Annotated in this window: 21 protein-coding genes and 1 pseudogene; 5 read left to right on the top strand and 17 right to left on the bottom strand. The window is 63.3% G+C overall.

What is annotated here, in order from left to right; genetic code table 11:
* From ABE473_RS17475 to ABE473_RS17430, 10 genes and pseudogenes are all read right to left on the bottom strand, one after another.
* A partial coding sequence (locus tag ABE473_RS17475; protein ID WP_346490372.1) for a transaldolase family protein occupies positions 1-183 on the bottom strand: 183 nt, incomplete at its 3' end.
* A 27-nt stretch (positions 184-210) separates the two neighbouring features.
* A pseudogene (locus ABE473_RS17470) lies at positions 211-1,347 on the bottom strand (CoA transferase); the annotation flags it as partial.
* Positions 1,348-1,484: 137 nt separating this feature from the next.
* Positions 1,485-3,350, bottom strand: a complete 1,866-nt coding sequence (locus ABE473_RS17465) for a beta-L-arabinofuranosidase domain-containing protein (protein ID WP_346490369.1) — start codon at positions 3,348-3,350, stop codon at positions 1,485-1,487.
* Positions 3,347-5,536, bottom strand: a complete 2,190-nt coding sequence (locus ABE473_RS17460) for an SUMF1/EgtB/PvdO family nonheme iron enzyme (RefSeq protein ID WP_346490368.1) — start codon at positions 5,534-5,536, stop codon at positions 3,347-3,349. The genes ABE473_RS17465 and ABE473_RS17460 overlap by 4 nt, the downstream gene beginning before the upstream one ends.
* A gap of 37 nt (positions 5,537-5,573) precedes the next feature.
* Complete coding sequence (locus ABE473_RS17455) at positions 5,574-6,527, bottom strand: ribokinase (protein ID WP_346490367.1); 954 nt, start codon at positions 6,525-6,527, stop codon at positions 5,574-5,576.
* The gene (locus tag ABE473_RS17450; protein ID WP_346490366.1) at positions 6,524-7,762 is read right to left on the bottom strand and encodes a serine hydrolase domain-containing protein; all 1,239 of its coding nucleotides are present in this window, start codon (positions 7,760-7,762) and stop codon (positions 6,524-6,526) included. Before ABE473_RS17450 ends, ABE473_RS17455 begins: the two co-directional genes overlap by 4 nt.
* Before the next feature lie 163 nt (positions 7,763-7,925).
* The gene (locus ABE473_RS17445; RefSeq protein ID WP_346490365.1) at positions 7,926-10,100 is read right to left on the bottom strand and encodes a TonB-dependent receptor; all 2,175 of its coding nucleotides are present in this window, start codon (positions 10,098-10,100) and stop codon (positions 7,926-7,928) included.
* 243 nt (positions 10,101-10,343) lie between these two features.
* Entirely contained in the window at positions 10,344-11,225 is an 882-nt protein-coding gene (locus ABE473_RS17440) for a LysR family transcriptional regulator (RefSeq protein ID WP_179459446.1), read from the bottom strand.
* Positions 11,226-11,318: 93 nt separating this feature from the next.
* Positions 11,319-13,766, bottom strand: coding sequence for a sodium:solute symporter (locus tag ABE473_RS17435; RefSeq protein ID WP_346490364.1), 2,448 nt, complete (start codon positions 13,764-13,766; stop codon positions 11,319-11,321).
* An 85-nt stretch (positions 13,767-13,851) separates the two neighbouring features.
* Complete coding sequence (locus ABE473_RS17430) at positions 13,852-14,709, bottom strand: CoA ester lyase (RefSeq protein WP_346490363.1); 858 nt, start codon at positions 14,707-14,709, stop codon at positions 13,852-13,854.
* A 311-nt stretch (positions 14,710-15,020) separates the two neighbouring features.
* Here ABE473_RS17430 and ABE473_RS17425 point away from each other — a divergent pair, with 311 nt between their 5' ends.
* Entirely contained in the window at positions 15,021-15,416 is a 396-nt protein-coding gene (locus tag ABE473_RS17425) for a ribonuclease inhibitor (protein WP_346490362.1), read from the top strand.
* A 323-nt stretch (positions 15,417-15,739) separates the two neighbouring features.
* Here the strand turns inward: ABE473_RS17425 and ABE473_RS17420 are convergent, their stop codons facing one another.
* The 3 genes from ABE473_RS17420 to ABE473_RS17410 are packed head-to-tail and all read right to left on the bottom strand — an operon-like array spanning position 15,740 to position 18,995.
* Positions 15,740-16,564, bottom strand: coding sequence for a hypothetical protein (locus tag ABE473_RS17420; protein ID WP_346490361.1), 825 nt, complete (start codon positions 16,562-16,564; stop codon positions 15,740-15,742).
* A complete protein-coding gene (locus ABE473_RS17415; protein ID WP_346490360.1) occupies positions 16,561-17,367 on the bottom strand; it encodes a hypothetical protein in 807 nt (268 codons plus the stop codon). Before ABE473_RS17415 ends, ABE473_RS17420 begins: the two co-directional genes overlap by 4 nt.
* Positions 17,368-17,402: 35 nt before the next feature.
* A complete protein-coding gene (locus tag ABE473_RS17410) occupies positions 17,403-18,995 on the bottom strand; it encodes an LA2681 family HEPN domain-containing protein (RefSeq protein WP_346490371.1) in 1,593 nt (530 codons plus the stop codon).
* A gap of 613 nt (positions 18,996-19,608) precedes the next feature.
* On the opposite strand from ABE473_RS17410, the gene ABE473_RS17405 reads away from it, so the two are divergent.
* The 3 genes from ABE473_RS17405 to ABE473_RS17395 all read left to right on the top strand — a co-directional run bounded on the left by ABE473_RS17405 (position 19,609) and on the right by ABE473_RS17395 (position 21,444).
* A complete protein-coding gene (locus ABE473_RS17405) occupies positions 19,609-19,920 on the top strand; it encodes a hypothetical protein (protein WP_346490359.1) in 312 nt (103 codons plus the stop codon).
* 439 nt (positions 19,921-20,359) lie between these two features.
* Positions 20,360-20,851: a hypothetical protein gene (locus tag ABE473_RS17400; RefSeq protein ID WP_346490358.1), complete on the top strand. Its 492-nt coding sequence runs from the start codon at positions 20,360-20,362 to the stop codon at positions 20,849-20,851.
* Positions 20,848-21,444: a hypothetical protein gene (locus ABE473_RS17395; RefSeq protein WP_346490357.1), complete on the top strand. Its 597-nt coding sequence runs from the start codon at positions 20,848-20,850 to the stop codon at positions 21,442-21,444. Before ABE473_RS17400 ends, ABE473_RS17395 begins: the two co-directional genes overlap by 4 nt.
* A 48-nt stretch (positions 21,445-21,492) precedes the next feature.
* Here ABE473_RS17395 and ABE473_RS17390 read toward each other — a convergent pair whose 3' ends face one another.
* From ABE473_RS17390 to ABE473_RS17375, 4 genes are all read right to left on the bottom strand, one after another.
* Positions 21,493-21,825, bottom strand: coding sequence for a DUF4431 domain-containing protein (locus ABE473_RS17390; RefSeq protein ID WP_346490356.1), 333 nt, complete (start codon positions 21,823-21,825; stop codon positions 21,493-21,495).
* 99 nt (positions 21,826-21,924) lie between these two features.
* On the bottom strand, positions 21,925-22,239 hold the full coding sequence (locus ABE473_RS17385) for a hypothetical protein (RefSeq protein WP_346490355.1): 315 nt from the start codon (positions 22,237-22,239) through the stop codon (positions 21,925-21,927).
* Positions 22,236-22,787 carry a hypothetical protein gene (locus tag ABE473_RS17380; protein ID WP_346490354.1) on the bottom strand — a complete coding sequence of 184 codons (552 nt, stop codon included), beginning with the start codon at positions 22,785-22,787 and terminating at the stop codon, positions 22,236-22,238. Before ABE473_RS17380 ends, ABE473_RS17385 begins: the two co-directional genes overlap by 4 nt.
* 56 nt (positions 22,788-22,843) lie before the next feature.
* Positions 22,844-23,374: a hypothetical protein gene (locus ABE473_RS17375; protein WP_346490353.1), complete on the bottom strand. Its 531-nt coding sequence runs from the start codon at positions 23,372-23,374 to the stop codon at positions 22,844-22,846.
* An 823-nt stretch (positions 23,375-24,197) separates the two neighbouring features.
* Here ABE473_RS17375 and mutS point away from each other — a divergent pair.
* A complete protein-coding gene (mutS, locus tag ABE473_RS17370; protein WP_346490370.1) occupies positions 24,198-26,753 on the top strand; it encodes a DNA mismatch repair protein MutS in 2,556 nt (851 codons plus the stop codon).
* Positions 26,754-26,847: the final 94 nt, after the last annotated feature.

The raw sequence follows: 26,847 nt of genomic DNA, 5'->3' as shown, positions 1-26,847 counted from the left end.
GCCCCAGGCCAGCGCGCTGTCGATCAGATCGGCATACACCGGCAGATCCAGCGCCTTCTTCACCAGGGTGGGATTGGTCGTGCAGTCGACCGGCTTCAAGCGCTTGATCGCCTCGACATCGCCGGTATCGGCAACCACCACGGACAGATCGCGCAGCTGGGAGAGTTTGGACACCGACGCCATCGCGCCGACCGCCGCCGTATCCTGGTCGAACACCGGCGCCGCGAACGGCTCCGGGCCAGGCGTGCGGCCGAACACGATCGGCCGGGTGATGCCGCGATAGCTGCCGAGCAGCGGATGCGGCAGCGACGTGATCATCGCCTCGGCCAGCACCTGTGGATGGTCGAACATATCCTCCACCTGGCGCGCGGCCGCGCAGGGCACCTCTTCACCGAACAAGGTCTCCCACGCCAGTGCACTGCGTGCGGCCAGTGCCGCGTGCAGCTGCGGCAGCAGTACCTCGGCATGCGTGGCACGCTTGCGCACCGTGTCGTAGCGCACGTCGGCGGCCAGCTCCGGCAGCCCGATCCGCTCGCACAGGGCCTGCCAGAAGCGCGGTGTATTGGCCGAGATGTACAGATACCCGTCGGCGGTGGGATGGATGCCGGTGACACCGCCAGAGCGCATATCGCGACCGACTCCCTCCGGCTCGCCCTCGGCCCAGATCATCCGCGCCGACTGCATCGTCAGCGCACTGCGCAGCAGCGACACTCCGACGAACTGGCCCTCGCCACTGCGCTCGCGCTCGTACAGCGCCGACGACACACCAGCCGCCACCAGCGCCGCCGCGTAGTAATCGACGACCGAGCCATACAGGATCTCCGGAGCGCCGCCCGTCTTGCCCTGCATCGTGCACATGCCGGTCATGGTCTGCAGCACCTGGTCGTAGCCGGCCTTGTCCTTCAGTGGCCCCTGCTCGCCATAGCCGGTGACCGAGCAGTACACCAGGCGCGGGTTGAGCTTGTGCAGGCTGTCGAAATCGATACCCAGGCGCACCGGCACGCTGGGCCGGAAGTTGTGGACCAGTACGTCGGCCTCGCGCACCAGGCGCATCAGCACCGCACGCTGGTCGGGCTGCTTCAGATCCAGCACCACGCCCCGCTTGGACCGGTTCACACCGAGGAACGCCCGGCTCTCCGCCTCCAGCGTGGACGGATAGCGGCGCAGGTTGTCGCCGACCGGCGGCTCCACCTTGATCACCTCCGCGCCCTGGTCGGCCAGCAGCGTGCAGCCGTAGGGGCCGGCGATGTAGGCGCTCAGGTCCAGCACGCGGATGCCGCTCAACGGCCCGATGGCGCCCTCCCGCTGGGCAATGGCGAATGGAGAACTGGGGGTGCTTCCGGTCATGGTCACTACACTCGATACCTTGAGGGAAGTTTCCTCCTGGCCAACGGGAAGAAACAGATCGTGTGGGTATGTTCTGCGTGGACAAAAAGCACGCTGCGGCGTCGGCGGCTGCGTGGCCGCCGAACGCCGCCATGCCGTCAGTCCGAGGGCGCCAGCGACAGCCAGCTCAGGCGCCAGCTGCCGTGATCGCGGCCACCGCACCGGTAGTAGGGCTCGAACATCAGAGGGCCACGGCAGTCCAGCTGCAGGGTAATCGACGCACCCTCGCCGCCATCCTCACCCACCTGCAGCCACTGCGAGGGCGGCAGGTCAGGCAGGCGTACCGTCTCGTCCGTCTTGTAGCCGTCAATCAGACCGGTGGCATACACCAGCGGCCCGTAGCTCAGCCCCACGTACTCCCAACGCAGTACCTCCTGCGCCACCGGCGCGCCATCCGGCGCACGCGATTCCTGCACGTTGATATTGGCCGCCCGGTGCAGGCGCGGCTGCATCGGCAGGTACACGCGCAGGGTGTCGCCGGACTGCCAGGTCCTGTGCACCTGCACGAACCCGTCGGCACCCGCCTCGGCGGCCACGGGCTGATCGTTGACCTCGATGCGCGCGCCCGTGGTCCAGCCCGGTATCCGCACGCCGATATTGAAGGCTGCGATGCATTCGGGCAGCACGGTGATCGTCACCGTTCCGTCGAAGGGGAATCGGGTCGCCTGCAGCAGGGTCACCGCGCCGGCCTGCGCATGCAGCAACGTGGCCTCCCCCGGCCCGTAGAGGTTGACCCGCAGCCCGCCATCGGCCGCGATCCCATAGGCCACCTGCGGCAGCTCTTCCACCGCCATCGCGCCGCTGGACTTGCAGCAGCGCCAGTACGTGGTGTGTACGCGCCGGCCATTGGGATAGGTGTAATAGCACCAGTCCTCGCCATTGGGGGCCATCGCCGCCAGCAGATCGTTGTAGGCGGTGCGCTCCAGTTCGTCGGCGTAGCGTGCATGGCCGGTAATGGCCAGCAGTTCGCGGTTGAGCTGCATCCACGCCAGCACCGAGCAGGTCTCGACATAGGCCTGCGGGAAGAAGGTGCGCGGCGCATTGAACACTTCACGTGATCGGTGTGCCACCCCACCCCACGGCCCGCCGCCCAGCGTGAGGTGCTGCTCGCGGATGTTGTGCCAGAGATGATCGAGAGCCTGGCGATGCTCGTCATGCCCGGTGGCCTTGTACAGCTTGGCCAGCCCGACCAGGTTCCAGCTGAGCTGGTAGGCCTTGCCCGTGGCGATGAACGCCGCATCCTCGCCGGCCAGCGCCTTGTCCAGCAGCGCCAGCCGCGGATTGGCATTGGCCTGCGCCAGGATGCGCTCGGCCAGCGCCAGGTAGCGCGGCTCACCCGTGACCAGGTAGAGATCGGCTGCTGGATCCAGCAGCACCGTGGCAGACATGCCGTGATGATTGCCCAGGGTGGTGATGTCGATCCCGGACTCCAGCGCCTGCCAGCACAGGTCCGCGATCCGGCACGCGGCCTGCAGATAGGCCGCATTGCCCAGCGCGCGCCACGTTTCCAGGAACCCCAGGATCAGATAGCTGTGGGTCCAGATGTCCCAGGTGCGCAGCGCCGGCTCGCCGTTCCAGCTTTCCGGTTTGGGCGGCTGCGGCACCGTGAAGCGCCGCTCGGCCGCATAGTTGCCAAGATAGCCGTCGTCGTCCTGCTGGCTGATCAACCAGTCGGCGACGCGGCGCAGCGAAGCCTCCAGCCGCGGCTGCCCGCCCTGCGCCACCGCGCGTGCGGTGGCCGACAGCCATTTCCCGGCATGTTCGCCGTACCAGTCGCCCTCGTGGTTCTGGTGCTTGTGCGCCTGGCTGAAGATGCTGATCGGCGCGCTGTGCTCATCGACGACGAACGTGCTCAGCCGCCCGCTGCGGTTGGCTGCCAAGGCATCGCCCAGCACACCCTGCAAGGTGACCTGCTGCAGCGGGACCAGCGTCATGCCGCGGGCGGCGGGATGCAGACGGCTCATGCCGCATCCACAACGCAACGGAAGCCGACCGTGCCGGAACGATCCTTGGACGGTCCCATCAACAGGTACTTGCCGTGCTGATCCAGTCGGTAGGCCTGCGGGAAGTACCAGTGCGAGGTCTGCGGCTGGTAGCTGCTGCCGCCGCGCAATACAGCGGCGCGGGTGTGCGCATCGCTGAACTCATCGGTCCATTGCCATACGTTGCCGACCAGGTCCTGCACACCGAACGGGCTGGCACCCTGCGGATGCGCATCGACATCGGCTGGCGGGGTAAGGCGACGGCCACGATTGACCCGCGGTACGCACGCCGCATCCCACGCGTTGCCCCACGGATACAGGCGCCCGTCGGTGCCCTGCGCGGCGTACTGCCATTCCCACGCGTGCGGCAGGCGCTTCCCGGCCCAGGCCGCGTACGCACGCGCGTCCTCGATCGAGACCCAGGTCACCGGCTTGTTGTCCCAGCCCGCACGCGGCGCGCCATCCTTCCAGTCCGCCAGGAAGTTGTGAGCATCGGCCGGCCGGTAGCCGCTGGCATCGAGGAAGCGCTTGAACGACGCGTTGGTGACCGGGTGGCGATCGATATGGAACGATGCCAGCGTCATGCGCCGGCGATGGTGGCGGCGCGCGCAGTCTTCCCACGGGAACTGCACATCCAGGCCGGCCCAGGTGAACCCCTCGATCTCGATGCCGCCCGTCTGGAACAGGAACTCGCCGGCCGGGATCGTGACCATGCCGGTCGGCGCCTCGGCCTGCGGGGGCGTGCTGGCGATCGCCAGCAGCTCCTGCGGAGCGGCCTTCCACGCGGCGGAGTAGCTGTTGAGGGGCTGCTGTGCGCGCTCGGCGGTCGCCGCGAGGAAATCGTCCAGACCCTCGACCGCGGTATCTGCAGCCACACTCAGGATCGCGCCGAAGCCGCGCGCTTCCATCGGCAGCTCGATGTACGCCGCGCCGTCGATGATCCGCGGCGTCAACGCGCGGCCATGCCACGCATCGTAGTAACGCGTGCCGTCCGCATGCGGCAGCGCGATCTGCTCACCGTCCACGGCGTACTCGTTACGGTTGATCAACGTGTGCAGCACGATGCCCTCGCCCGGGAACCGGCTGGCGAAAATGCCGCCCTGCAGGCACACCTGGTAGGGCTCCCAGTCCATCGAGACCACCAGCTGCGGGAACTGCCGGTACAGCGTGGCGATCCGGCGCAGGGCCTCGCCATCGCGCGGGGTGAACTGGTTCCAGACGCCCCAGATGTTCTCCCAGGCGTTGTAGCCGATGCCGTTGAAGAAGCAGTACTGCAGGTCGTGATTACGGTTGCGGCCCCAGCGGTTCTCGTAGTTGACCATGTGGCGGGGCTCCAGCCACTTCCACTTGGAGACGGGCGGCACCGGGCCATCGGGCGCCTTCTTGCCCCAGCTCTGCACGTTCCAGATCAGCTGCTCCTCGGAACTGATGGTGGACTCGGGCTGCACCACCACCGGGTTGCCGCGTGCATCGCAGGCATCGAAGAACGCCCGTGGCACACCGTTGAAGGTATCGCCGTTGATGCCATCGGCACCGACTGCCTTGACGATCTCGGCCAGCCCATCCCAGTGCGTCACGCCCGGGTCGCGGGTGCCGTGGTCCCACGGCTTGGCCGGCAGGAACACTTTGACGCCGCGCTTCTGGAAGGCCTGCACCGCGGTTCGCAATCCCGCCAGGCCGCCGGGCATGTCGTGCGCCAGATCGAACTGGTTGCGGTCATCGATGCCGATGTTCGGGTAGATGTACCAGATCAACACCGAGTCCAGCCCGCCAAACCGCGCCGTCACATCATCCAGGTATCGATCGACGGTGTACTGCCCGGTGGCCGCGTCGAAGAAGTAACGGTCCTCGACCATCATCTGCGCATGCACGAAGTTGCGCTGCGCCCACTGCAGTTCCGGGCGGCGGTAATTCACATCGGTATAGCCGATCCGGACCAGATGCTCGCGGCGCCAGTCCTTGAGTTCTTCCAGCCAATCACCCGCACTCGCATTGGCATCGATCATCCAGCTGCCGATGTCGGCGAACGGCCACGCCGGCGCCTTGCCCGGGGTCGGCAGGTAGCGCCCGGTGGTCACGTGCGAGAACTTGTACTCGGTGCGGATCGCCTCACGCCCGTAGTCGGCTGCGTCGGTGTCGTAGTCGGGGCTCTGATACGGCGTGGTCATGGGCAAGGCATCCAGCAGGAAACGGAAAGGAGGTACATCAGCGCGCGCACGCTGCCGCCAGCGCGGCATGGGCGTCGGCATCGGGAACGCGCGCGGGGTCTGCAAGCAGCGCCAGCACTTCGGCGCGGGTGGGAATGCTCGACTGCGCTCCCAGGCGGGTGCAGGCCAGCGCGGAGGCTGCGGTGGCGGCAAGCAACGCCCCGGCCATCGGTTGATGGTCGGCCAGCGCAGCGACCAGCGTGCCGCAGAAGGTGTCGCCGGCGGCGGTGGTATCGGTCGGATCGATGCGGAACCCAGGTTGCAACAGCACCGTGTCGTTCACCCGCGCCAGACAGCCGCGCGCGCCCAGGGTCACGATCACGCAGGGCACCGGCACGCGCGCCAGCCCAGTGGCCAGGTCCGGAGGATGGCCGGCCACCACGTCGAGCTCACCCTCATTGACGATCAGTACATCCAGCAGTGCGAGCAGCGCGTCGGGCAGTGCCTGCGCCGGTGCTGCGTTGAGGGCGACCTTGAGCCCGGCCAGGCGGGCGCGGCGCGCATACGCGGTGACGGTGGGCAGCGGGGTTTCCAGCTGCAGCAGCAGCCAGTCGACGCCGTCCAGCGCGGGCAGGTGTTCCTCGCCCAGGGCCAGGTTGGCACCGGGTGCGACCGTGATCGCGTTCTCGGCACTGTCGGCCAGGCAGATGAAGGCCGTGCCGGTCGGCAGCGCAGGATCGCGCACGATCGACAGGTCCACCCCGGCGTCCCGCAGCGACGCTTCGATCGGCATGGCGAAATCATCCTCGCCCAGGGCCAGCAGCATCCGGGTCGTCGCACCGCCGGCACGCGCGCAGGCCACGGCCTGGTTGGCACCCTTGCCTCCCGGGAAGGTGCTGAAGCCATGGCCGAGCACGGTCTCACCCGGTGCCGGCACATGCGCGGCGCGCACGAGGAAGTCGAGATTGGCCGAGCCGGCGACGAGAACGGTGGAACGTGCCGCACTACTCATGGGTCTATGGCCTCATCAACGCGGTTGTAGAACATCGTACTGATGCGCGGCAGGTCGCCGTTGCCACCGGGCAGATGCTGCAGCAGCAGGATGGCGACCAACCGGCGCGCCGGGTCGATCGTGTAGTAGGTCGAGGCCGCGCCCGACCAGCCGAACGCACCCACCGATGCGGTGCGTCCTTTCATGGCCGGGTCCAGCAGCACCGAACCGCCCAGGCCGAACCCCTCGGCATCGCTGAACTCGGTCACCGGCCTGGGCAAGGCGGTATGCACCAGCTGGTTCTGCATCATCAGGGCCACGGTGGCGGGACGAAGCAGGTGCGTGTCGCCATGGCGCCCGCCATCGAGCAGCATCTGCGCGAACCGGCCATAGTCGCCGGCCGTGGAGTACAGCCCGCCGGCCCCGCTTGGATACGGCCGCAGCGGGCTGCCGGGTTCCCGCGCGTGCGCCTCATCGGCAAGCACCAGGTCGCCGTGCTCGCCCATGGTGGTCAGCTCGACCACCCGCGCACGATCGCGCGCCGGTACCACGAAGCCGGTATCGGCCATGGCCAGTGGACGGAAGATGCGTTGTTGCAGGAACTGCTCGAACGGCAGCCCGCCCACCACCTCCACCAATCGCGACAGAACCTCGATGGAGGTGCTGTCGTAGCGGAAGCGCGTGCCCGGCTCGGTCGCGAGTGGAACGCGGGCCAACCGGGCGGTGTAATCGGCCAGGCTGTCCGCTGCCTGCACCTGCTGGCGCTCCAGCAGCGCGGTGACGGCCTCGAACCCCTCGCCGCCCGCAGCGAAACCGGCGGTGTGGGTGAGCAGATGCCGGACGGTCAGCGTCTGCGTCGCCGGCCGCAGCTGCGGCGCTGCGGCGGTGCCCCCGGCGAAGACCTGCAGGTGTGAGAACTCGGGGAGGTGACGCGCCACCGGATCATCCAGATCCAGCCGCCCCTCCTCCACCAGCATCATGGCGGCCACCGAGGCCACCGTCTTGGTCATCGAATAGATGCGGAAAATGCTGTCGGTTCGCATCGGCCTGGCATGGGCCAGGTCCTGCCAGCCGTAGGCAGCGTCATGCACGATGCTGCCGTCATGGATCACCAGCGCGACCGCGCCGGTATAGCCCTGGCGGCCGGTCGATGCGTGCAGGAAGGCATCGACCACCGGCAATCCCGGCGGTGCAGCCGGCGGCTCCGGCAACGACGCCGCGGCCTGCCCGACGATCAGCGTCAGCAACGCGAGCACGGCCAGGCGTGCTCGGGGGCGGCAATGACGGGCGTGGGCCGGTCCGTGCGATGGCCAGTACATCCGCTCTCCTGCTGTCAGTGGCGGTAACGTCATGACAGGGTAAGGCAAGTAAAACGGACCGGCGCTGCAGTGCTCCGCAGCGCCGGCCCGGCGGTGACGGTCAGAACGTGAAGGTGTGGGTCAGCGACACCATGCGGCCCCGGCCGGAGAAGAAGTTCTGCCAGCCCGGCAGCTGCGACCAGGTCAGCACGTACTGTTTGTCCAGCAGGTTCTCGATGCCCAGCGACAGCTTGCCGTAGGTCCCGGTGTCGTAGTTCATGCTGAGGTCCCACAGCGCGTAGCCGTAGGTATCCTCTTCGTTGAGATAGACCGCGCCGTTGGACGGATTAACGAAGGTTTCGCGCAGGTCGCGGCTGAAGGTACGGCTCACGCCCAGCGTCGCATCGAAACGATCGTTCGGCGTCCAGGTCAGCGAGGCGTTGACCTTGTCCGGCGAGATGTCGAGGATGCCCATCTCCTTGTTCAGGCCCGAGCCGTCGTAGTACTGGGTCTGGCCGCGGATCCGCGAGTACAGCAGCGTCGCCTTCCACTGGTCGTTGAAGGTCCAGGCGCTGTTCAACTCCACACCTTCGATACGGGTCGGTGCGCGGGTGAGGATGAAGTCCTCGGTCACCTTGTCCACCGTCAGCGACGAGCCGAACTCGGAGGTCGAGCGGTACCCCGAAATCCCGACCTGTGCCTGCTCGCCGCGCCAGTTGAAGCCCACTTCCTTGTTCTTGGTGATCAGTGGCTGCAGATCGGCGATGCACGCCACCGCCTTGCAGGGGCTGTTGGCCTGGATGTTGCGCAGCGGGATGCCCACGTTGGCGATACCGAAGCCTTCCGAATACGAGGCGAACACCGACCACGCATCGGTGATGCGCCAGATCGCGCCGAAGTTGGGCAGGTTGGCCTTGTAGTCGAGCTTGCCGCCCTGCACCGGGGTGAAGTCGCGGTAGGCGGTGGTGGTATAGCTGTCGATCTCCAGCTGGCCGTCTTCGCGGCGGATGCCGGCATCCAGCGTGACCGGGCCGATGTCCCAGCTGAGCTGCGCGTAGGGTGCCAGGCTGGTGTACTTCATCGGCGGCACCCAGACCCGGTCGGTCAACGCCAGGCGCTGCTCAGCCGTGTCTTCCACCAGGTCCAGGCCAGTGCGCAGGCGCAGGCCCTCCACCGCGAACAGGCCGCTGTAGGCATAGGCGGCGCGCAGACCCTTTTTCTCGGAGTTGATCTCCGACTGGTCCCAGATGCGCTGGTCTTCCGGCGGGGCCGGTTTGACCAGCTGGCGGTCCGTGCCGTTCTCCGGCACATAACGCATCGCCTGCTTGGCCCAATAGAGATCCACGCTCAGGTCACCGCCGAAGAAGTCGGCATGGGTGTACTTGGCGGCGAACTGTTCGAAATCGTTGAACTCGGCGAGCGAATCCTTGATCGAGCCCTTCTCGGCGGTGTTGGTGCTCGGCACCGGGCACTCCACGGCGTCGTAGCGGCAGCCTTCGACCGGGATGTAGTTGTGCTTCCCACCGATGTGGAAGTTGCTGTAACTGGCCTGGATGCGCTGCATCTGGCCCTCGCCGAAGTTGTAGCCGCCCTTGAGGAACAGGTTCTTGCTGTAGGAATCGGACAGCGAGCCGGAGGTGTTCAAGCCCACCCGGCGGCCGTCGCCGTCGTAGGCGATGCCGCGGTCGATGTAGGCGCCGCTGATCAGGAAGTCGGCGGCATCGCCCTTGAAGGTGTGGGTGATGCCGATCTTGGACTGCCCGCTGTCATCCTTGAACTGGGTGCCGTAGCGCGTGCTCACCGTGGTCTGGTGACCGTCCACTTCCGGATTCTTGGAGAGATAGTTGATGACGCCACCGGCGCCACCGATGCCCTCGGCGGCCGACGGGCCGTTGATGACCTCGATGCGGCCGATCACGCCCATGTCGGTGAACGTGCCATTGCGGCTGCCTTCGCGCAGCGGGGAGCCCTGCGGCACGCCGTCGAACAGACGCAGCGCCACGCGGCCGCGGAGGGTTTCGCCGCTGTTGCTCATCGCCTGCGAGGACTCCGAGTAACCCGGCACCATGCGCGCCAGCACCGCCGTCGCGTCTTCGGTCAGGTTGAGGGTGCGCTGCACCTGCTCCTGGTTGACCACCGTCACTGCACCGGGGACCTTCTCGATCGAGATCGGGGTCCGGCTGCCGGTCACGATCACCTGGTCCAGATCGGTCGGCGTCGTGCTCTGCGCCATGGCAGGGCTGATGGCACAGGCGAACAGTGCAGTGCTGATGGCCGCGGAAAGTGGCTTGATCATTCGTTTCTCCCCCCCGATATGGAAATGCGGGACAGCCGGCCGGGGAGCCGTCGCCACCGATGACGCGCGTGGGCTTTCGCCCCTCCGCCGGTCGATGCGGTTCCCTTGCGGGTCTCCACGTCCTGTCCGGCAACGAGGCGAGAGCCTAGGCGCGGCTCCACGGCGATAGAACTGCGCTCAGGTATGTTCAAAGCCTAGGATTTGTTTCGCCTCGCACCGCACACCACGCGAGAACCCGTGGTGTCAGCGTTGCGGCTCGGTCAACGCGACGCGCGCCTCTTCCAGAAGCACGTTCACCAGGCGGATGCGCACCGACGAACGCGACCAGACCACCCCGATCCGGCGTGGTTCGCTGCACTGCGGCAAGGGAATGCGCACGACATTCAAGCCTTCCGGCCAGGGCTTGGCCCAGTCCGGCACCAGCGATACGCCGAGCCCACGGTCGACCATCACCGCGATGGCGTTCAGCGCATTGAGCTCGAACCGTTCGCGCGGCACGATGCCGGCCTGCCTCAGATAGTCATCGGCAAGGCGCCCGCCCCATTCGTGGCGGTCGTAGCGGATCAGCGGTTGCTCGCGCAGCAGCTCGTGAGGGTCGCGGCTGCCCAGGTGGGCCGGTGCCAGCACCACCAGCGGTTCCTCGCGAAGCTGCTGCCATTTGCAGGTCTTGGGCAGCGCGAACGGTGCCTGCAGCACCATCGCCGCATCCAGATCGCCCGCCTCCACGGCCCGGTACAGATCGGCCGAGTAGCCCGGCTTGATGAAGACATTGATCTGCGGGAAGGTCGCCACCATCCGCGACAGGATGTCCGGCAGCAGGCCCGCCAGTGCGGTCGGGCACGCACCCAGCCGCAGCTCGCCGGCGATGTCGTTCTCGTTGGCCACGCTGCGCAGGTCGGCGACCTGGCGCAGCAGGTCGCGCGCCCGTTGCAGGATGCGCGCGCCGTCCTCGGTGACGCTGACCGTTCGCCCGGCGCGGGCGATCAGCGGTGCGCCCAGCTCGCGTTCCAGCGTCCGGATCTGCTGGGCGACCGCCGCCGGGGTGATATGCAGCGAGCGGGCCGCGGCGGCCATGGAGCCGCGGTCCACCACTGTGACGAACGTACTCAGGAACTGGGTTTCCACGGTTTACCTCTCAGCGCGTCAGCAACCTACACGAGCCACCGGCGTAATGCGATTGGACCAATGGCCCGCGCGCCGCCACGCCAGGGGTGATGGTCATGGGGCCGCCGCTTCGGCCGGGGTGTCGCTGTAGATGGTGAGCCCCTTCAGCGAGCGGGTCGGCGCCGGGAAGAACAGGCTGGCCACGTAGCCGATCACGATGCACAGCAGGATGGAGATCGCCAGGTAGAAGTAGGGGTGCACCAGGTCCATGCTCCAGCAGACCAGGGTGATCAGCACCGACCCGGCCACGCCGATCGCCACGCCCGGCGCGTTGGCCCGGCGGGTGAACATGCCGAGCGTGTAGGCACCGGCGAAGCCGCCGCCGAGCAGGCCGGCCAGTTCGATCGAAACATCGAACAGCGAGTGGATGTCGTAGCGGCTCATCACCAGCGCGATGCCGATGCCGATCAGCCCGACGCCCACGCCGGACCATTCGGCCACGCGCACGGCGGTCTTTTCATTCGGGTTCTTGACCAGCTTCTGGTAGAAATCGACGGAAACCAGGGTGGAAATCGAGTTGATGATGCTCGACAGGGTCGACATCGCCGCCGCGAAGATGCCGGCGATGATCAGCCCGGTGACACCGGCCGGCAGCTCGGCGGCGATGAACAGCGGGAAGGTCGCATCGATCGGCAACAGCGGATTCAGGCGCTCCGGGTTGTTGCGGTAGTACATCCACAGCGCCGTGCCGATGCCGTAGAACACGAAGCCACCGGGAATCATGATGGCGGCGAAGGCCCAGATCGATCGCCCGGCTTCCTTGTCCGAGCGCGTGGACAGCGTGCGCTGCATCAGCACCTGGTCCTTCGGGAAGGTCAGCACCACATCGAACACGACCAGGAAGATGAAGCCCCACACCGTGGCCTTGGTCAGGTCGAAGCTGAAATCAAACAGCTTGGTCTTGTCCTCCGCCGCGGCCGCACTGAGCAGCTGCGGCATGTCGCCGCCGGTCTGCAGGAAGATGAAGCCGATCGCGAACAAGGCACCGCCGAACATCACGATCACCTGCACCACATCGGTCCAGATCACCGCCTTGGAGCCGCCCACGGTGGAGTAGATGATGGTGAACACGCCCATCAGCATGATCGACCAGACCACATCCACGCCGGTGATGGTGGAGATCGCCAGCGCCGGCAGGAACAGGATCACGCTCATGCGGCTGCCGATCTGCATCACGATGCACAGCGCGCTGGACAGCATGCGGATCGCCGGATGGAAGCGGGTCTCCAGATAGGAGAACACGCTCATCAGGTCCAGCCGACGCAGCAGCGGCACGATCCAGACCGCCACGAACATCAGGCCGACGACCGCGATCAGGTTGTTGGTCAGGTACTGCCAGTTGGTATCGAAGGCCTTGGCCGGGATGGCGATGAAGCTGATCGAGCTGGTGTTGGTGGCATACAGGCTGATGCCGGCTGCCCAGAACGGAATCGAGCGCCCGCCGACGAAGAAGTCCGCCGTGGAAGCGTTCTTATCCTTGAGGTAGAAGTAGAAGCCCATGCCCAGCATGGCCAGCAGATAGATGCCGATCACCGTCCAGTCCAGCCAGCGCAGCAGGTGCTTGCCACCCTGCATTTCGGCGTACTGGAGCTGGCTGCCGGTCGCGCCCGCGGTTGCCCAGGCCAGTCCGTTGCCCCACGCCGTGACGGCCTGCGGCGCTGCGGCAATCGGCGTATCCAGTGTCGTCCATGCGTCGGTGATGGTGTGGAAGGTGCGCGCGTGGATCACGCCGCTGCCGTCCTTCACCAGCATCAGCAGATGCGCCTGGCCCAGCGCGCGCATCGAGCCGGCGACGAGGGTGCCGTCCGGCGACGCGACCTGCTGCCAGCTGGCGTCCCCGTTGCGGCGCCACAGCTGGTCGCTGCCCGCGCCGGTACGCAGGCCCAGGTACAGCGCGCCTTTCTGCGCCTGCAATGCGCTGGCAACCCCCTGCTGCGGCAGGTCCTCCAGATGCTGCCAGGCGGCAGTGCTTGCCGCCGCGGTGCGGCGGTAGAGCTGGGCACTGCCAGCCGCATCGGTGCCCACCAGATACAGCGCGTCACCGAGGGTCGCCGCCTGCGCGTTGCGCAGCGGCTCGGGCAGCGCAATGGCCGCGCCGAAAACCAGCGCGCCGTTGTTCAGCACCACCGGCTGCAGGCGGTCGCCGAGCGGAGCCAAGCCCTGCAACAGATAGGTGCGCCCGGCCGCGCTGACGCTGCCCTCAAGTCCATCGAGCTGCCCGGCGGCGGGCGCCGGCAACGCATCCCACGCCTTGTTGTCGGCGCGCAGTTCCCAGGCACCGTCATGGCTGAGTGCTACCAGGCGCCCGTCCACATGTACCAGCCCGCCCGGCGCAATCTGCGCCGGCAGTGCCGGCAGGTTGCCGGCCGCCACCGTGGTCAGGCTCTCGGCGGCCACCGCGCCACTACCGGCAAGCAGGACAGCGGCGGCAACCAGCCGCACGCTGCGCGCGCAGCGCCGGAGCACGGTGGAAAGGAACGCGGACGGTGCAGGCTTGTGCATGAAATTACCCGGGAAAAGTGCGGCAACGCCGAAGCCGGCAAAAGCGCAGGTAAGAGACAGTGGTCGATGCATCCCGATACCGCAATCAGGCAAGCGGGGGAGAGGACGCGGCAAGCAGGGCTTGAGCACGGCGCAGGTACGGCAGGTCGATCATCCGGCCTTCGAACAGGAACGCGCCGTGCCCCTGCCCTTCGGCACCGGCGGCGGCGGCAACAATCCGCTGCGCCTCTTCGAGCATCGCTGGCGGCACGCTGAAGGTGGCATTGGCCAGGCCAACCTGGCGCGGGTGGATGCAACTTTTGCCGATGAAGCCCAACTGCCGGGCCATCTGCGCCTCGGCCAGGAAGCCGTCGCTGTCAGCCACGTCCGGAAATGCGCCGTCGCAGGCGAACACCTGGGCTTCGGCGGCGGCCAACCGCAGCGCGAACAGCGTGGCATGCACATTGCTCGGCTCACGGTCGATTCCGTTGGGCGAAAACAGGTCGCCCAGCCCCAGCTGCAATCCAGCCACGCGCGGGTGCGCGCCGGCCAGTTCGGCGGCGATGCGCAGGGCCTTGGGGGTTTCGATGTTGATCAGCAGACCGATCGGGCGCGTCACGCCATTGCGCCGCTCAGCCCGTTCCAGCCGGACAATGGCCGCCAGCAGCTGAGCCACCGATTCAATCTTGGGCAGGTTGAGCAGGTCCACGCCGGGGAGCGCCACCGCATCCAGGTCCGCGCCGAAATGGGTACTGTCGGTACCGTTGCTGCGCACGATCAACTGCTTGCCACCGGGGCGGCCCTGCACGCGGCGCAGGAAGCCGGCGATCTGGTCGCGAGCCTGGGCCTTGCCGGCCTCGGGCACCGAATCTTCCAGGTCGAAAGAGAGCGCATCGGCCTCGCCGGCCATGGCCTTGTCGAACAGTTCCGGCCGGGCGCCGGGGACGAACAGCTTGCTACGCATGGTTTTCCCTCATCAACCCGCGCAGTCTGCAGAATTGAAAGCCCTTTAAAAGTGCGGTCCCGGACATTCATTGGATAGCATTTGTTTCGACCGCCCACTGCGCTGCAGTGCACCACGAGCAGAAGAGCGTCGGACAGCACCTTGTTGCCCGCACAATCGGTTGCTGGAACCTGCCGTGGTGACCGCCCACTTCGCGTCTCGGGAAGTCACACACCAAACGCGTCACGAGGACTGCTGCCGATGCATGAACCCACCCTGCCGTCGACAACCACCGCCTGGTGCGCGCAGCACCTGGACGCGCGGACCTGGGCATGACCGGCCCAACCCTGGTGCTGGACGGAAGCGCCATCCACGACATCGCCGGCTTTTACGCCGAGATCAATCGCGTGTTCATGGCCAGCGAGGACTGGCAATTGGCCCCAAGCCTGGATGCGCTCGATGACCTGCTCTATGGCGGCTACGGCGCACTGGCAGGGCACCCGTCCGCCACCGTGCACTGGACGCACATCGCACACAGCCGCGCCGCGCTCGGGGTGGCGGCCACCCGCGCCTGGCTGCAGGAAAAACAGGCGCGGCCCGGCATGTTCAATGCCGCGAGAATCGCCACCCAGCTGGACGCGCTGGAACGCGGCGTCGGCCAGACCTATTTCGACATCATCATGGAGGTGTTCGCCGCCCATCCCACCTTGCAGCTGCGCACGGACTGAGCGGCTGCGCATCGCGCCGGTGCCGCTTGCGCCGCACGCCCTTCGCCCTGCCCGCCCCCCTCCCCTACAATGGCCGACCAGGCGGCCTTCCGGGCTGCCCCCGACTGTGATGGACCCCGCGTGACAGAGAAGCAGCCCGAACACACCCCGCTGATGAAGCACCATTGGCGTAGGAACAGTATCGACTCATAAACCCTTGCTCTGCAAGGGTTTTTTATGCCTTATGGTGGACGCACCCCGCATGGACACATGCATGGACACAGGCTGTTTCTCGTAGCGTCTCAGCCTGTCTCAGCGTGCGGGTGCGTCAAAGGGCAAGCAGTTCATTGTGATGTGTCCTGTTCGTTCAACGGACCCAACCACTGTGGACGACGGAAGAAGCGCCCGCGCGCTACAAGTTTGTCCAGCCTCGTAACCCTGTCATGGTCGTTGTGGCGTGGAGCACGCCTCTTGAACTCATCCAACGCGTCACGTGCGGCCGCAAGATCATCCTGTCCCATGTGCCACTCAACAATGTAAGTGATGAAGGACGTATTGATTGGCCGGTACGCGCCCATGGCCTTCAACACTTCACCAAAGCGGCCCGTTTCGGTTCGGTAGGGGTTGAGGTCGTACTGCATCTGTTGAGCCGTTAATGCCGCCTGGAAGATCTCTGCAGCTGGCTTCTTGCTCAGGACGATACGGTAGTAAGGGCGGATTGCTGCCTTCTTCTCGTTTTCAATTTTGAGTGCTGCGTAGTCCATACCACGATGGAAGCTGGCCTGATTGAGCAACCGCGTGTTGTACATCTCTAGCATCTGTTCAAAGATGCTTTGAGCATGAGCCTCAGACATGCCAACGGCCAGGACCACCACGCGGTACTCACCGCCCAGTCGTTCGCGGACGAACCACTCCCAGGCGATACCTCCGTTCTTCTGCCACGCAAAAGCACCGAGCCCGTACCCCGCGTAGAACGGCACACCCTCCCCGTCCACATGCAGCCAAGCGTAGTTCTTAGTGCAGTGTGGGCCTGACATCCACTGTGTCTGTGTCACGCACGCATCGTTGCTGTACGACGCAAGCAACGGCACGTCCACGCTGATCTTGCTTACGCCCGACGCTTTGGCCCGTGCAATCAGCTCTTCAACGTCAACGAGCTTGAACGTCACTGTCCGTCTCCCAATTCGTACACCTTGAGCACCTTGCCGGTTTGGACGTCCACCACCGCAATCTTGAGCAAGCGTCCTTCAATGAAGTGCTGCTCGTCCTCGTAGTGGGTTGGACGATCAATAGTCGGGTATTCGCGTTCGGTGTTCTGCGTGATGAGTGGCGGGACAACTTCGTACTGGAACACCTGCGTCAGACGGCCCTTGTAAGAGCGAGCGTCTGCGGGTTCCATCGGAAGAATGGCATCGACGGTTTCATAGTCCGTTTCCAAGCCCTGTGTATGGGAGACAGCAGTGATGAGTGCTTTTTGTGGTAGCGCCACTTGGTAGGTTTTCCGCTCAGTTTTGGGGATGCGCGCACTCACACCGTAGGCATTGGTGCCTACGTAAGAACTCTCACGCCTCTTCGTCTCCTTTCCATAAAGGGGAGCGTAGTAGCCACCCACACGATGCATCTTTAGGTACAGCACATCCCCTTCGTACTGCTTCTTCTCAGCGTTGTACTTCCACGTGTTGTCCAGCGCCCTAATCACCATGCTTCCAGCGCACAGTTGGCCTGTAGCGATGGCCGCAGGAAGTGCAGCAACCGCGCCCTTGGAGCGTGTGGCGTGATCTGCCTCACTCTCAAATTCGTCCTTCCCAGGTATCGACTTCAATGCGTTGTACACCGCCACCATGTCGTGCCCAGCAAAGGTCGGTGGGAGCGTCGCCCCCTCTTCCAGCGTGCACGCCGTTGAGAGCGGAAAAGGCGCGGCGGACAGACTTCCACACCCCATCAATGCTGCTACAGCGAAGATCCTTTTCACTCACTTTCCCCTGTGTTGGTCTTAGATATCTTGGATTACGGATAAAGATGGGTTCGCTCCCCTTTCAGATCAACGGGTATGGACTGAACCCCAAACGACACCGCTAGTGCATCGTCTACTTCTTGACGCTGCCTCTCAGCACGGTGCAACGCAAAGCACAGACACATGATCGCAGAGCGGGCCATGACCAGCACACGCAAGGCCTTGCATTGGAACTCATCAAGGGGCATCTGTTCGGACAAACGATCATGATGCATCGATGCTTCGTCGCACTCTGATCGGGACCAAACTATTTTGAAAAACCGGTGTTCAAGGCTGTTGCGGACGATGTGCAACTCTTTCGCATCGGGGGCCGCGTGACGCCTCGTGTTCTCGTTGAAGATGTCTTCGGACAGGCTGCACAGTGCGTGCAACCAGATATTCTGGCTTTCTTCGAATTCGGAACGAATGGTTGTTTCAATGTTCTTCTTGGGCTTGGTTTTCCACAGCCGGGCAAAGTCCGCGTCCTTTCGGTCGGCGTCAACCTCCCACCGATCCCTCACGAAGTACGCAACCTTGTCCAACAGCGAGTAGGCGGCACGGAACGCGGTCGTGGTCTGCTCAATGGCAATGCTATAGCGCGCACTGTCGGCGTTGGACGACAACATTACCTCGCGGTCGGCCGGATGCGTTGCCTGACCATCCTGCCCTGCGAACAAGCACCAGCGGGCGTAGATGTACTCCTGCTTGAGTTGGTTGAACGCTGCGAGGTACGAGATCCCAACACCATCCGCACGATGGGTCGGAATCGCAAGAGAGTCGGTTGCAGCCACAGACCGTGTGTACCCATCGTTCATCGGGTTGAGGAACAGCCTGTTGTCCAGGCACCAACGGCGATACCGCTTCTCCTGGTAGCTCCTGCCAAGTGAGAACTTATCCATCCAAGCGAGATCCGGATTGCGGTCAATACCGTACTGATCCATGCCGGACTCAACCGTTTCCAGCATCCGTTGGAAGCGTTCTGCGGCCTCAAAATATGTAGCGCCGTGTGCTCCAATAGCGACGGCTGCACGCAGTTGGGCGCGACCCTCAATGCAGATCCATTCGCTGTGCCCCGCGTCATACAGGTTGCGGGCATAGAACAGCAACGCGCCACCCATATTGCCTCGCGCCATCGCCAGCATCGGGTCAAGAGTCAAGGCTTTTCGCCACTGTTCAAGTGCGTCAAACACGCGACCAGTCTTGTTGAATGCGTTACCCAGGTTGGAGTGGATCTGTGCACGATACTCAGCTGGGTGTTCCGAATACCCCTCATGCGCGATAGCCGAGCGCAACTGATATATCTGTGCGGCGTTGTCCGGCTGGCTCCATGACAGCGCGTTCTCATCAGTGTGGCGGTGTATGTAAAGCCAGCCCAAAGCATTCGCGTGCAGGTAATGCAACGAACAACCATTCCGCCTATCCTCCAAAACACCGCATTGTCCAATCACGTCGATGCAGTGCTGCAACAACTCAAGATCAACGCTCTCGCCTGCGGCATCAATGAGCGCACCCAGTTGATCCACTCTCCTTGGCGTGATTGTTCCTTCCTTAGCGTGGACCGACAATTGGTCTGCCAGCGCAAACATCTGCTCGCGGGTCAAAATCATGGTGGTCAATGCGATCTCCAAATGCATGCGTGCAGCATTGGGTCTTGCCCCCCCATTACACACCGACATGAGCCTAATTTCGACCGCTTTGCTTCTGGCGACTGTTGGGAACCCCTCGCCCCCAGTTCCCGTGGAGTCCACCGTGCTGGTTGCCTCGTACGCGCGTGACGCTGCCGTTTCCGACAGGCGCTACAAGGGCCAACGGCTGCGGGTCACTGGGGTGGTTGCCGAGGAACCCTCCCTGTACCGTCGCTCACCTCTCCTGGCCTTGGAAGGCACGGGGATCCACGACCGGCCCGTGGCTGTGCTGGACCCGGCCCGTAAGGACGAACTTACTGGTTTGCGCACTGGACAGCCAGTCACCCTCGATTGCTTAGGCAACGGGCATGTCTCAGGCACACCGATGCTGAAAAATTGCACGTTGGTTCATTCAGCCCCCTAACCACTGGCGCTTGGGTTGCGGTGCAGGCAGCGTCCCTAGACTTGGTGGTGGATCACTCAAGCGTGCGTAGCGCGTGTGGCCCCACCGTTCATCATACGGAGAGTTGCAGCTTGTCTTTACCGAAATTTTTGCCTATACCTTCCCTCGCCGCTCCGGCAAGAGAGTAATGATATGGCCAGAAAAATCCACGATATCGACGTACGGATGATGCACTCCACAAACCGCATCGTTGAAAACGTCAAAGAGGGCGCAAGTCCAGACGCGATTGCGCTGCTGATTAACGTTCCGGGCGTCGATGGCCCCTTCATCAGCACGCTTTGCGCGCTCCACGCCGCCAACAAGACCAAGCCCGCTTATACCAAGCGGAACTACAAGAACACGAGTCGCATCACCAAGGAAGTTCTGGCGGAGAAAAAGGCTGAACCAGCCACGGAACTGTCCCCGGAAGATATGGATGCCTTCAAAATTACCTTTAAAGAATGAGGTGCGAAATCCATCACCCTCGCCCGCTTATAGCGGGCTTTTTTTTGGTTCTTCTCCCATCTGAGGGGAGAAGAACCAAAAAAAAGCACACATTGGAGCACCTACGCAATCGGCGCGATCCTTGTCTTGGGCGTGGGTCTTCGCGCGTTGGCCTTCTACCGCCGAGACATCAAAAAGCAGTGCCCAAAGTGCAAGGAAGCGGGCGCGCTCGAAAAGCTCGGAGAGCGTATTGTGAACAGAAAGCGTCGGACGGGGCAACCAAGCTCAACAGGGCACCGCATAACGCGAACAACTGAATATTGGCGTGCGAAGTGCAAGTGCCAAGCATGTGCCCACAGCTTTGAGTACGCGTACACACAGACGCACCGAAATAACTAGCATGGAAGCCCGGTAAGCCCACCAGATCACCGCCCACAAAGGACCGTTGAGGAAAACGTGCGTGCGTATCAACACCGACGAACTCACCGACAGGCAGCTCCTAGAACTCCATTGCACCGTCATGGATGCATTGCGGAAGCGGGGTGTCATACGCTCATCGAACAACCCCGTGGCCGACTACACAGAGACGTTGGTAGCCCGCGCCCTCAATGCCACGTTGGCGTCCGGTTCCCAGGCTGGGTTTGATGCTGTGGGACAGGACGGAACGCGGTATCAAATCAAAGGCAGAAGACTGACCGCAGCCAACAAGAGCACGCAATTGAGCGCGTTGCGGAATCTTTCATCAGGGCCTTTTGATCAACTGGCCGCAGTGGCCTTCAACAGCAACCTGATCGTTGAGTACGCCGCGCTGATTCCATTGCATGTTGTTCAAAGACTTGGGCGCTACCGTGCGCACACCAATAGCCACACTCTCTACTTCCGGCGCGCACTATTTGAAGAGCCAGGCGTGATCGACATAACATCACGCATAGCCAAGGCGATGAACACATGAAGGTTCAACTGGATTTTGATGACTACCCCGATATCGTTGAGGGAGACATATTTTGGCGACCACCATCGACAGCATTGCAGACCGTGCCCCAGCTCTACGAGCGGGCGGCATCAAGTCTGTACATGCTTTTTCTCTCAGGTGGTGCCGATATCCCTTTGCGAGATGGCGTTCCGGCTGCGCTACACGTAGCAATGCACGTGCGTGCTGCGCTAACAGAGTTCGTGGGCATAGAAGAGGCGATGAAGAACGCAGGACACGCCTATCGGATAACGAACAGCACAAGTCCACTTCTTCATTTCATGCGGATGCTGCGCAACTATCAAATCCACATTGGAACTCAGCCAATGGCAAGCAAGACTGTCGAAATTATTTTTGGCGGTTCGGATGCCGTCATCGAAGTCGCTACAATCGACAACTTGCGCGCCGACGATTTCATGCAACTGGATACGATCAGGAAACACAACTCTTACGACCGCTATGAAGTCGAACGAATGATTGATCTGTTCCGGGCGCAACAAGAGCGGCTTGGGGTGTATGAAATTCTCAGGCAAGGAACCAATCGATTGATCAGTGAGGTGACACAACTACTCTAAAGATGGGCGAACGAATGCGCCCATAGCCTCAGTAACCCATCGCCTCAACTATTTCGCTTCGGCGATGTCCGTCACCGTAATCAGCACAGGCGTCTGGTGCCACCCTGTATGCGAGTGATAAAGCGTTCCGGTCATATTGACCCGCTTACCTTTAAGCCGTTGATATGTGCGCATAAGGCCATCAGTCAAACTCAACTGGATGAGCAAGACGCCACCGGCATATGGCGAATATTCGTCCTGCGCCTGCACTGAGATGGGAGTGAACAACTGAATGGCCGGGTACATGTATTTCTTCCCATCCGCCGTCTCCCCTGGCATGGACACGAGTGTGCCGTACAGGCTGACTTCATCGGGACCATACCGATAGGTCTGCGCGTGCACGCTCGGCACCACAAGAAGTGCAAATGAAAGAAGGAGAAGACAAGCCGCCCTCACACATGCCATTTATAGCCTCCGGGGCACAAAATTCAAGCCCGCAAATCAATCAAAAAACTTACCAAGATCTTCCGACACCGTGTTGGCATTTGCGACAATCGCGTCAAACAGGCGAACCATTTGGTCGAAATCGGCATCATCGTCATTTACAACAAAAGGCGTGTATTTATCGCCACTTCTAAAGCGAAACATTACGCTTTCCCTGTCGCGATCTTCATTAAAATGCCTTTTGATGTAAAGAGTGAACTCCTTGTGGTCACACACGTATGAGCCAAACTCCCCTTCGCTCCAAACGAGCATGCCCGATTCAGTCTGCTGCAAGACCTTTTTAATGAACCCTTGGAAGACCTTGGGAATCATGCGCCACCCTCCTTAATATGCTTTGTATGACCTTGCTCTTCAGCTAAGTGCCCTGATATTTCAAGCAGCGCTCTTTTGGTTTTCTTGGGAACACCAGCTTTCGCTGCGTCTGACGCACTGAACTCGTAAGACTCCAAAATCGTGCGATTCTTACGGTGGCGCGAGCGCTCATCTTTCATCTCAAGCGGAAAGACTTGGGAATACAGACGAATAATTTTTACAATGTGGCTGCCGGAAATACCCTCACTTCGTGTGATCCCATCGAGGGCGTACTCCACGGCCGCTTGACACTCCGATATCTCACGAGCCGTCATCAAGTCCTCTACAACTTTGACAACTTCCGCAACCTTCTGCTCCGCAAGTTCAGCAGCTTGCTCGGCAAGTTCAGCTGCAGAGCGGGTCCGCGCAAGCTCAATGATGGCAAAAATCACCGCATAGATTGTGAGGAAGCCGCCGACAGAACCCAGCGTCTTCGGTATTCCGTCGTAGAGATCTTTGTCGTATGCAAAGCATATGACAGCTAAAACCAGCACAACTAAGAAGCTCACGAGATGATCGAGCTTGCTCGGAACCCATCTGCGATAGACCGCATGAATGCCCATTTCTAGCCCAAGATGAAGTAAGCAATGCCAACAGTGACGGCACCAATTACAAAGTAGCGCCAAAACGTCGCGCCCTGGCTGCGCCCACCCTCAGCCACAAACTGGTTGAAAGTGGACACGCGAAAGGCGTACATCGAGTGTGCAATCATCAGGATTGCCGTCACGTAGGATTGGTCACTTTCAAAGCTCGATTTGTACTGCATGTCTTTGAGCAGCAAGTTGACCGTCGCCCCGGAAATTGCCTTGGACTTGGCGTCGTTGACTTGCTGCATTGACAACATCGTGAAGGCTTGGGACGCATCTGCGGCGTCCTTGAAAGAGAAATTGAACTCTCCACGATTGTACGAAAGCGCGACGCTGCTCAACCGCCCAGCAAAATACTCGGCGAAAGCATGGTTGTGTGCCCGCACAATGCTTTGGCCGGCGGCGAACGCAGCCGCGACAGTGTGAGGGTCCGCACCAAGCTCGTTTGCCTTGTCCATCAACGGTTGCAGCCGCACAATATCCTGTGCCAGCTCCGGCGTCATCTTCATATGGTCGTCCTTGTCCCCTTGTCCGCTCATGATAGCCCAGAGCAAAGAAACCAAGCCGGTCACATCGCCTCAAGCGCGTACTGCGTCACCGGTAGCACCACACGCACGTCTGGCTGTGGTGGGCTTTGGTCGGGGAAAGCCATCGTCACCGGTGCTTGTAGCTCCGTGACCTGGACTGCATCACATACTATGCGGCCTGCTTTCAACGGCCTTAGCGATGCGGACAGCGCGTTCCAATAGGGTCTTTTGGCGCTGCTCAGGCGAGGCATGCGCCAGGGCATCTATGTACGGCCACAGCAAGCGGATGGGCTGGACCCGGCTCTCCAATGGGAACTCATCCACGTCAGCACCCATCAACCGGTAGAAGGACCGCGCCATTGCGTTTGCCAGATCACCTAGCTTGGAGGTGTGGCCATCGACGGAAAAGAAGACATAGCCGCAGGCGCAGCGTTGCAAATACTGTCCGAAATGACCGTCTTCCCCTGCTTATCCAGAGCCGGCCGTTCATTCGTTGTCAGTGCTCTCAACTGCCGCTCGTTGAGCCGGTATCCCTGTTTGCTCATCTCTGTCACCCTTGTCATTGAACGCCATGAGATGTGTCCAAGGCCCCCAGCACACGCCTGCCTTACTATGCTGGACGCCCATGGACACACGCTTTTGGGCGAGTGAGCTTCTGTGGACACTGCATGGACACTTTTCGCTGCGCAAGTCGCCCAAAGTCGTCCCGAACAGTCTCAAGCTGTCACCCGCCACCGCCGTATAACCTGTTGAATTACCGATATATTCTATGCAAAACAATGACTTGAAAAGTCATACACCCGCGATGAAGCAGTTCTTCGCCGCAAAGTCCGATTACCCGGACCTGCTGCTGTTCTTCCGGATGGGCGACTTCTACGAGCTGTTCTACGACGACGCCCGCAAGGCGGCGCGGCTGCTGGACATCACCCTGACCCAGCGCGGCAGCTCGGGCGGCGCGCCGATCCCGATGGCCGGCGTGCCGGTGCATGCCTACGAAGGCTACCTGGCGCGGCTGGTCGCGCTGGGCGAGTCGGTGGCGATCTGCGAACAGATCGGCGACCCGGCGCTGGCCAAGGGCCTGGTGGAACGCAAGGTGGTGCGCATCGTCACCCCCGGCACCGTCACCGATGAGGCGCTGCTGGACGAGCGCCGCGATACGCTGCTGATGGCGCTCTCGCGCGGCAAGCACGGCTATGGTCTGGCGTGGGCCGACCTGGCCGGCGGCCGTTTCCTGGTCAACGAAGTCGATTCGGACGATGCGCTGGAGGCCGAGCTGGCCCGTCTGGAGCCGGCCGAGCTGCTGGTGCCCGATGAAGAGAACTGGCCCGCCTTCCTGCAGTACCGCAATGGCATCCGCCGTCGCGCGCCGTGGCTGTTCGATGCCGACAGCGGCCGCCGCCAACTGCTGAACTTCTTCAAGCTGCATGACCTGACCGGCTTCGGGATCGACGACAAGCCACGTGCCACCGCCGCGGCCGGCGCCCTGCTCGGCTATGTCGAAGAAACCCAGAAACAGCGCCTGCCGCACCTGACCGCGATTGCCACCGAAACCGCCAGTGAAGCCATCGCCATGAACGCGGCCACGCGCCGCCATCTGGAGTTGGATACACGCGTCGATGGCGATACCCGCAACACCCTGCTCGGCGTGCTCGACACCACGGTGACGCCGATGGGCGGTCGCCTGCTGCGGCGCTGGCTGCACCGCCCGCTGCGCCTGCGCGAGGTGCTGGTGCATCGCCACGATGCGGTCGCCACGCTGATCGATCGCGGCGCCGAGGGCGACGTACGCGATGCCTTCCGTGCCCTGGGTGATCTGGAACGCATCCTCACCCGCGTGGCATTGCGCTCAGCGCGCCCGCGCGACTTCTCCACGCTGCGCGATGGCCTGGGCCTGTTGCCCGAGGTGCGTGCGGTGCTCGCGCCGCTGGATTCGCCGCGCCTGGTCGCGCTGCACGATGCACTGGGCTCGCATGACGAGTGCGCCCACCTGCTGGCCAGCGCGATCGCGCCGACGCCGCCGCTGAAGCTCAGCGATGGCGGTGTGATCGCCGAAGGCTACGATGCGGAACTCGACGAGCTGCGCCGCCTGTCCACACATGCCGACCAGTTCCTGATCGACCTGGAACAGCGCGAGCGCATCAGCAGCGGCATCGCCACGCTGAAGGTCGGCTACAACCGCGTGCACGGCTATTACATCGAGATCAGCAAGGGCCAGTCCGAGAAGGCGCCGGTGCATTACACGCGCCGCCAGACGCTGACCAATGCCGAGCGCTACATCACCGAAGAACTGAAGTCGTTCGAAGACAAGGTGCTGTCCGCGCGCGAACGCTCGCTGACCCGCGAGAAGTTCCTGTACGAGCAGCTGCTGGACATCCTCGCCAGCGGGCTGGAGCCGCTCAAGCAGTGCGCCGCCGCCCTGAGCGAACTGGACGTGCTGGCCGGCTTCGCCGAACGCGCACAGGCGCTGGACTGGGCGCGCCCGGAACTGGAAACCGCCCCCTGCCTGAAGATCGAACGCGGTCGTCATCCGGTGGTCGAAGCGGTGCGCGAGCAGCCCTTCGAACCGAACGACCTGGACCTGCATCCGGACCGTCGCATGCTGGTGATCACCGGCCCGAACATGGGCGGTAAATCCACCTACATGCGCCAGAACGCCCTGATCGTGCTGCTGGCCCACATCGGCAGTTTCGTGCCGGCCCGCCGCGCGGTGATCGGCCCGATCGACCGCATCCTGACCCGCATCGGCGCCGGCGACGATCTGGCCCGCGGGCAGTCGACCTTCATGGTCGAAATGGCCGAGACCAGCTACATCCTGCACCACGCCAGCGCGCAGTCGCTGGTGCTGATGGACGAGATCGGCCGCGGCACCTCGACCTACGACGGCCTGGCCCTGGCCGACGCCGTCGCGCGGCATCTGGCCTACCAGAACCGCTGCTACACGCTGTTCGCCACGCACTACTTCGAGCTGACCGCACTGGCCGACGAACAACACGAAGGCGGCGCCAGCGGCATCGCCAACGTGCACCTGGATGCGGTGGAGCATGGCGACGCCCTGGTGTTCATGCACGCGGTGAAGGACGGTCCGGCCAACCGCAGCTTCGGCCTGCAGGTGGCCGCGCTGGCCGGCCTGCCGAAGTCGACCGTGGCCCAGGCGCGGCGTCGCCTGGCCGAGCTGGAACAGCGCAGCCACGAGACCCAGTCCGCGGTGGTCGCCGCGCAGGCGCTGGATGCACCGCAGCAGTTCGGGCTGTTCAACGCGCCGAACACGGCCGCGCAGGACGCGCTGGCCGCGATCGATCCGGACGAGCTGACCCCGAAGCAGGCACTGGAAGCGCTGTACCGGTTGAAGACGCTGCTCTGACAGCACGCTGAGGTAGCGGTAGTGGGGGGGGGGGGGGCGGGGGGCGGCGGGGCAGAGGCGAAAATCAACCACCCCCCGACCGCCCCCCCCCCAT

It is taken from the genome of Stenotrophomonas sp. TWI700 (genome assembly GCF_039673645.1).
GTDB lineage: Bacteria > Pseudomonadota > Gammaproteobacteria > Xanthomonadales > Xanthomonadaceae > Stenotrophomonas > Stenotrophomonas maltophilia_AA.
The sequence above is the reverse complement of the archived record's forward strand: the minus strand, read 5'-3'. Positions and strand labels throughout refer to the sequence as shown.

What these genes read in the sequence shown, in the direction of transcription:
- ABE473_RS17425 (WP_346490362.1), top strand. Translation starts at nt 15,021, where the DNA reads ATGACCGGCCCAACCCTGGTGCTGGACGGAAGCGCCATCCACGACATC.
- ABE473_RS17465 (WP_346490369.1), bottom strand. Translation starts at nt 3,350, where the DNA reads ATGAGCCGTCTGCATCCCGCCGCCCGCGGCATGACGCTGGTCCCGCTG.
- ABE473_RS17430 (WP_346490363.1), bottom strand. Translation starts at nt 14,709, where the DNA reads ATGCGTAGCAAGCTGTTCGTCCCCGGCGCCCGGCCGGAACTGTTCGAC.
- ABE473_RS17410 (WP_346490371.1), bottom strand. Translation starts at nt 18,995, where the DNA reads ATGATTTTGACCCGCGAGCAGATGTTTGCGCTGGCAGACCAATTGTCG.
- mutS (WP_346490370.1), top strand. Translation starts at nt 24,198, where the DNA reads ATGAAGCAGTTCTTCGCCGCAAAGTCCGATTACCCGGACCTGCTGCTG.
- ABE473_RS17445 (WP_346490365.1), bottom strand. Translation starts at nt 10,100, where the DNA reads ATGATCAAGCCACTTTCCGCGGCCATCAGCACTGCACTGTTCGCCTGT.
- ABE473_RS17435 (WP_346490364.1), bottom strand. Translation starts at nt 13,766, where the DNA reads ATGCACAAGCCTGCACCGTCCGCGTTCCTTTCCACCGTGCTCCGGCGC.
- ABE473_RS17460 (WP_346490368.1), bottom strand. Translation starts at nt 5,536, where the DNA reads ATGACCACGCCGTATCAGAGCCCCGACTACGACACCGACGCAGCCGAC.
- ABE473_RS17395 (WP_346490357.1), top strand. Translation starts at nt 20,848, where the DNA reads ATGAAGGTTCAACTGGATTTTGATGACTACCCCGATATCGTTGAGGGA.
- ABE473_RS17405 (WP_346490359.1), top strand. Translation starts at nt 19,609, where the DNA reads ATGGCCAGAAAAATCCACGATATCGACGTACGGATGATGCACTCCACA.
- ABE473_RS17375 (WP_346490353.1), bottom strand. Translation starts at nt 23,374, where the DNA reads ATGAAGATGACGCCGGAGCTGGCACAGGATATTGTGCGGCTGCAACCG.
- ABE473_RS17385 (WP_346490355.1), bottom strand. Translation starts at nt 22,239, where the DNA reads ATGATTCCCAAGGTCTTCCAAGGGTTCATTAAAAAGGTCTTGCAGCAG.
- ABE473_RS17455 (WP_346490367.1), bottom strand. Translation starts at nt 6,527, where the DNA reads ATGAGTAGTGCGGCACGTTCCACCGTTCTCGTCGCCGGCTCGGCCAAT.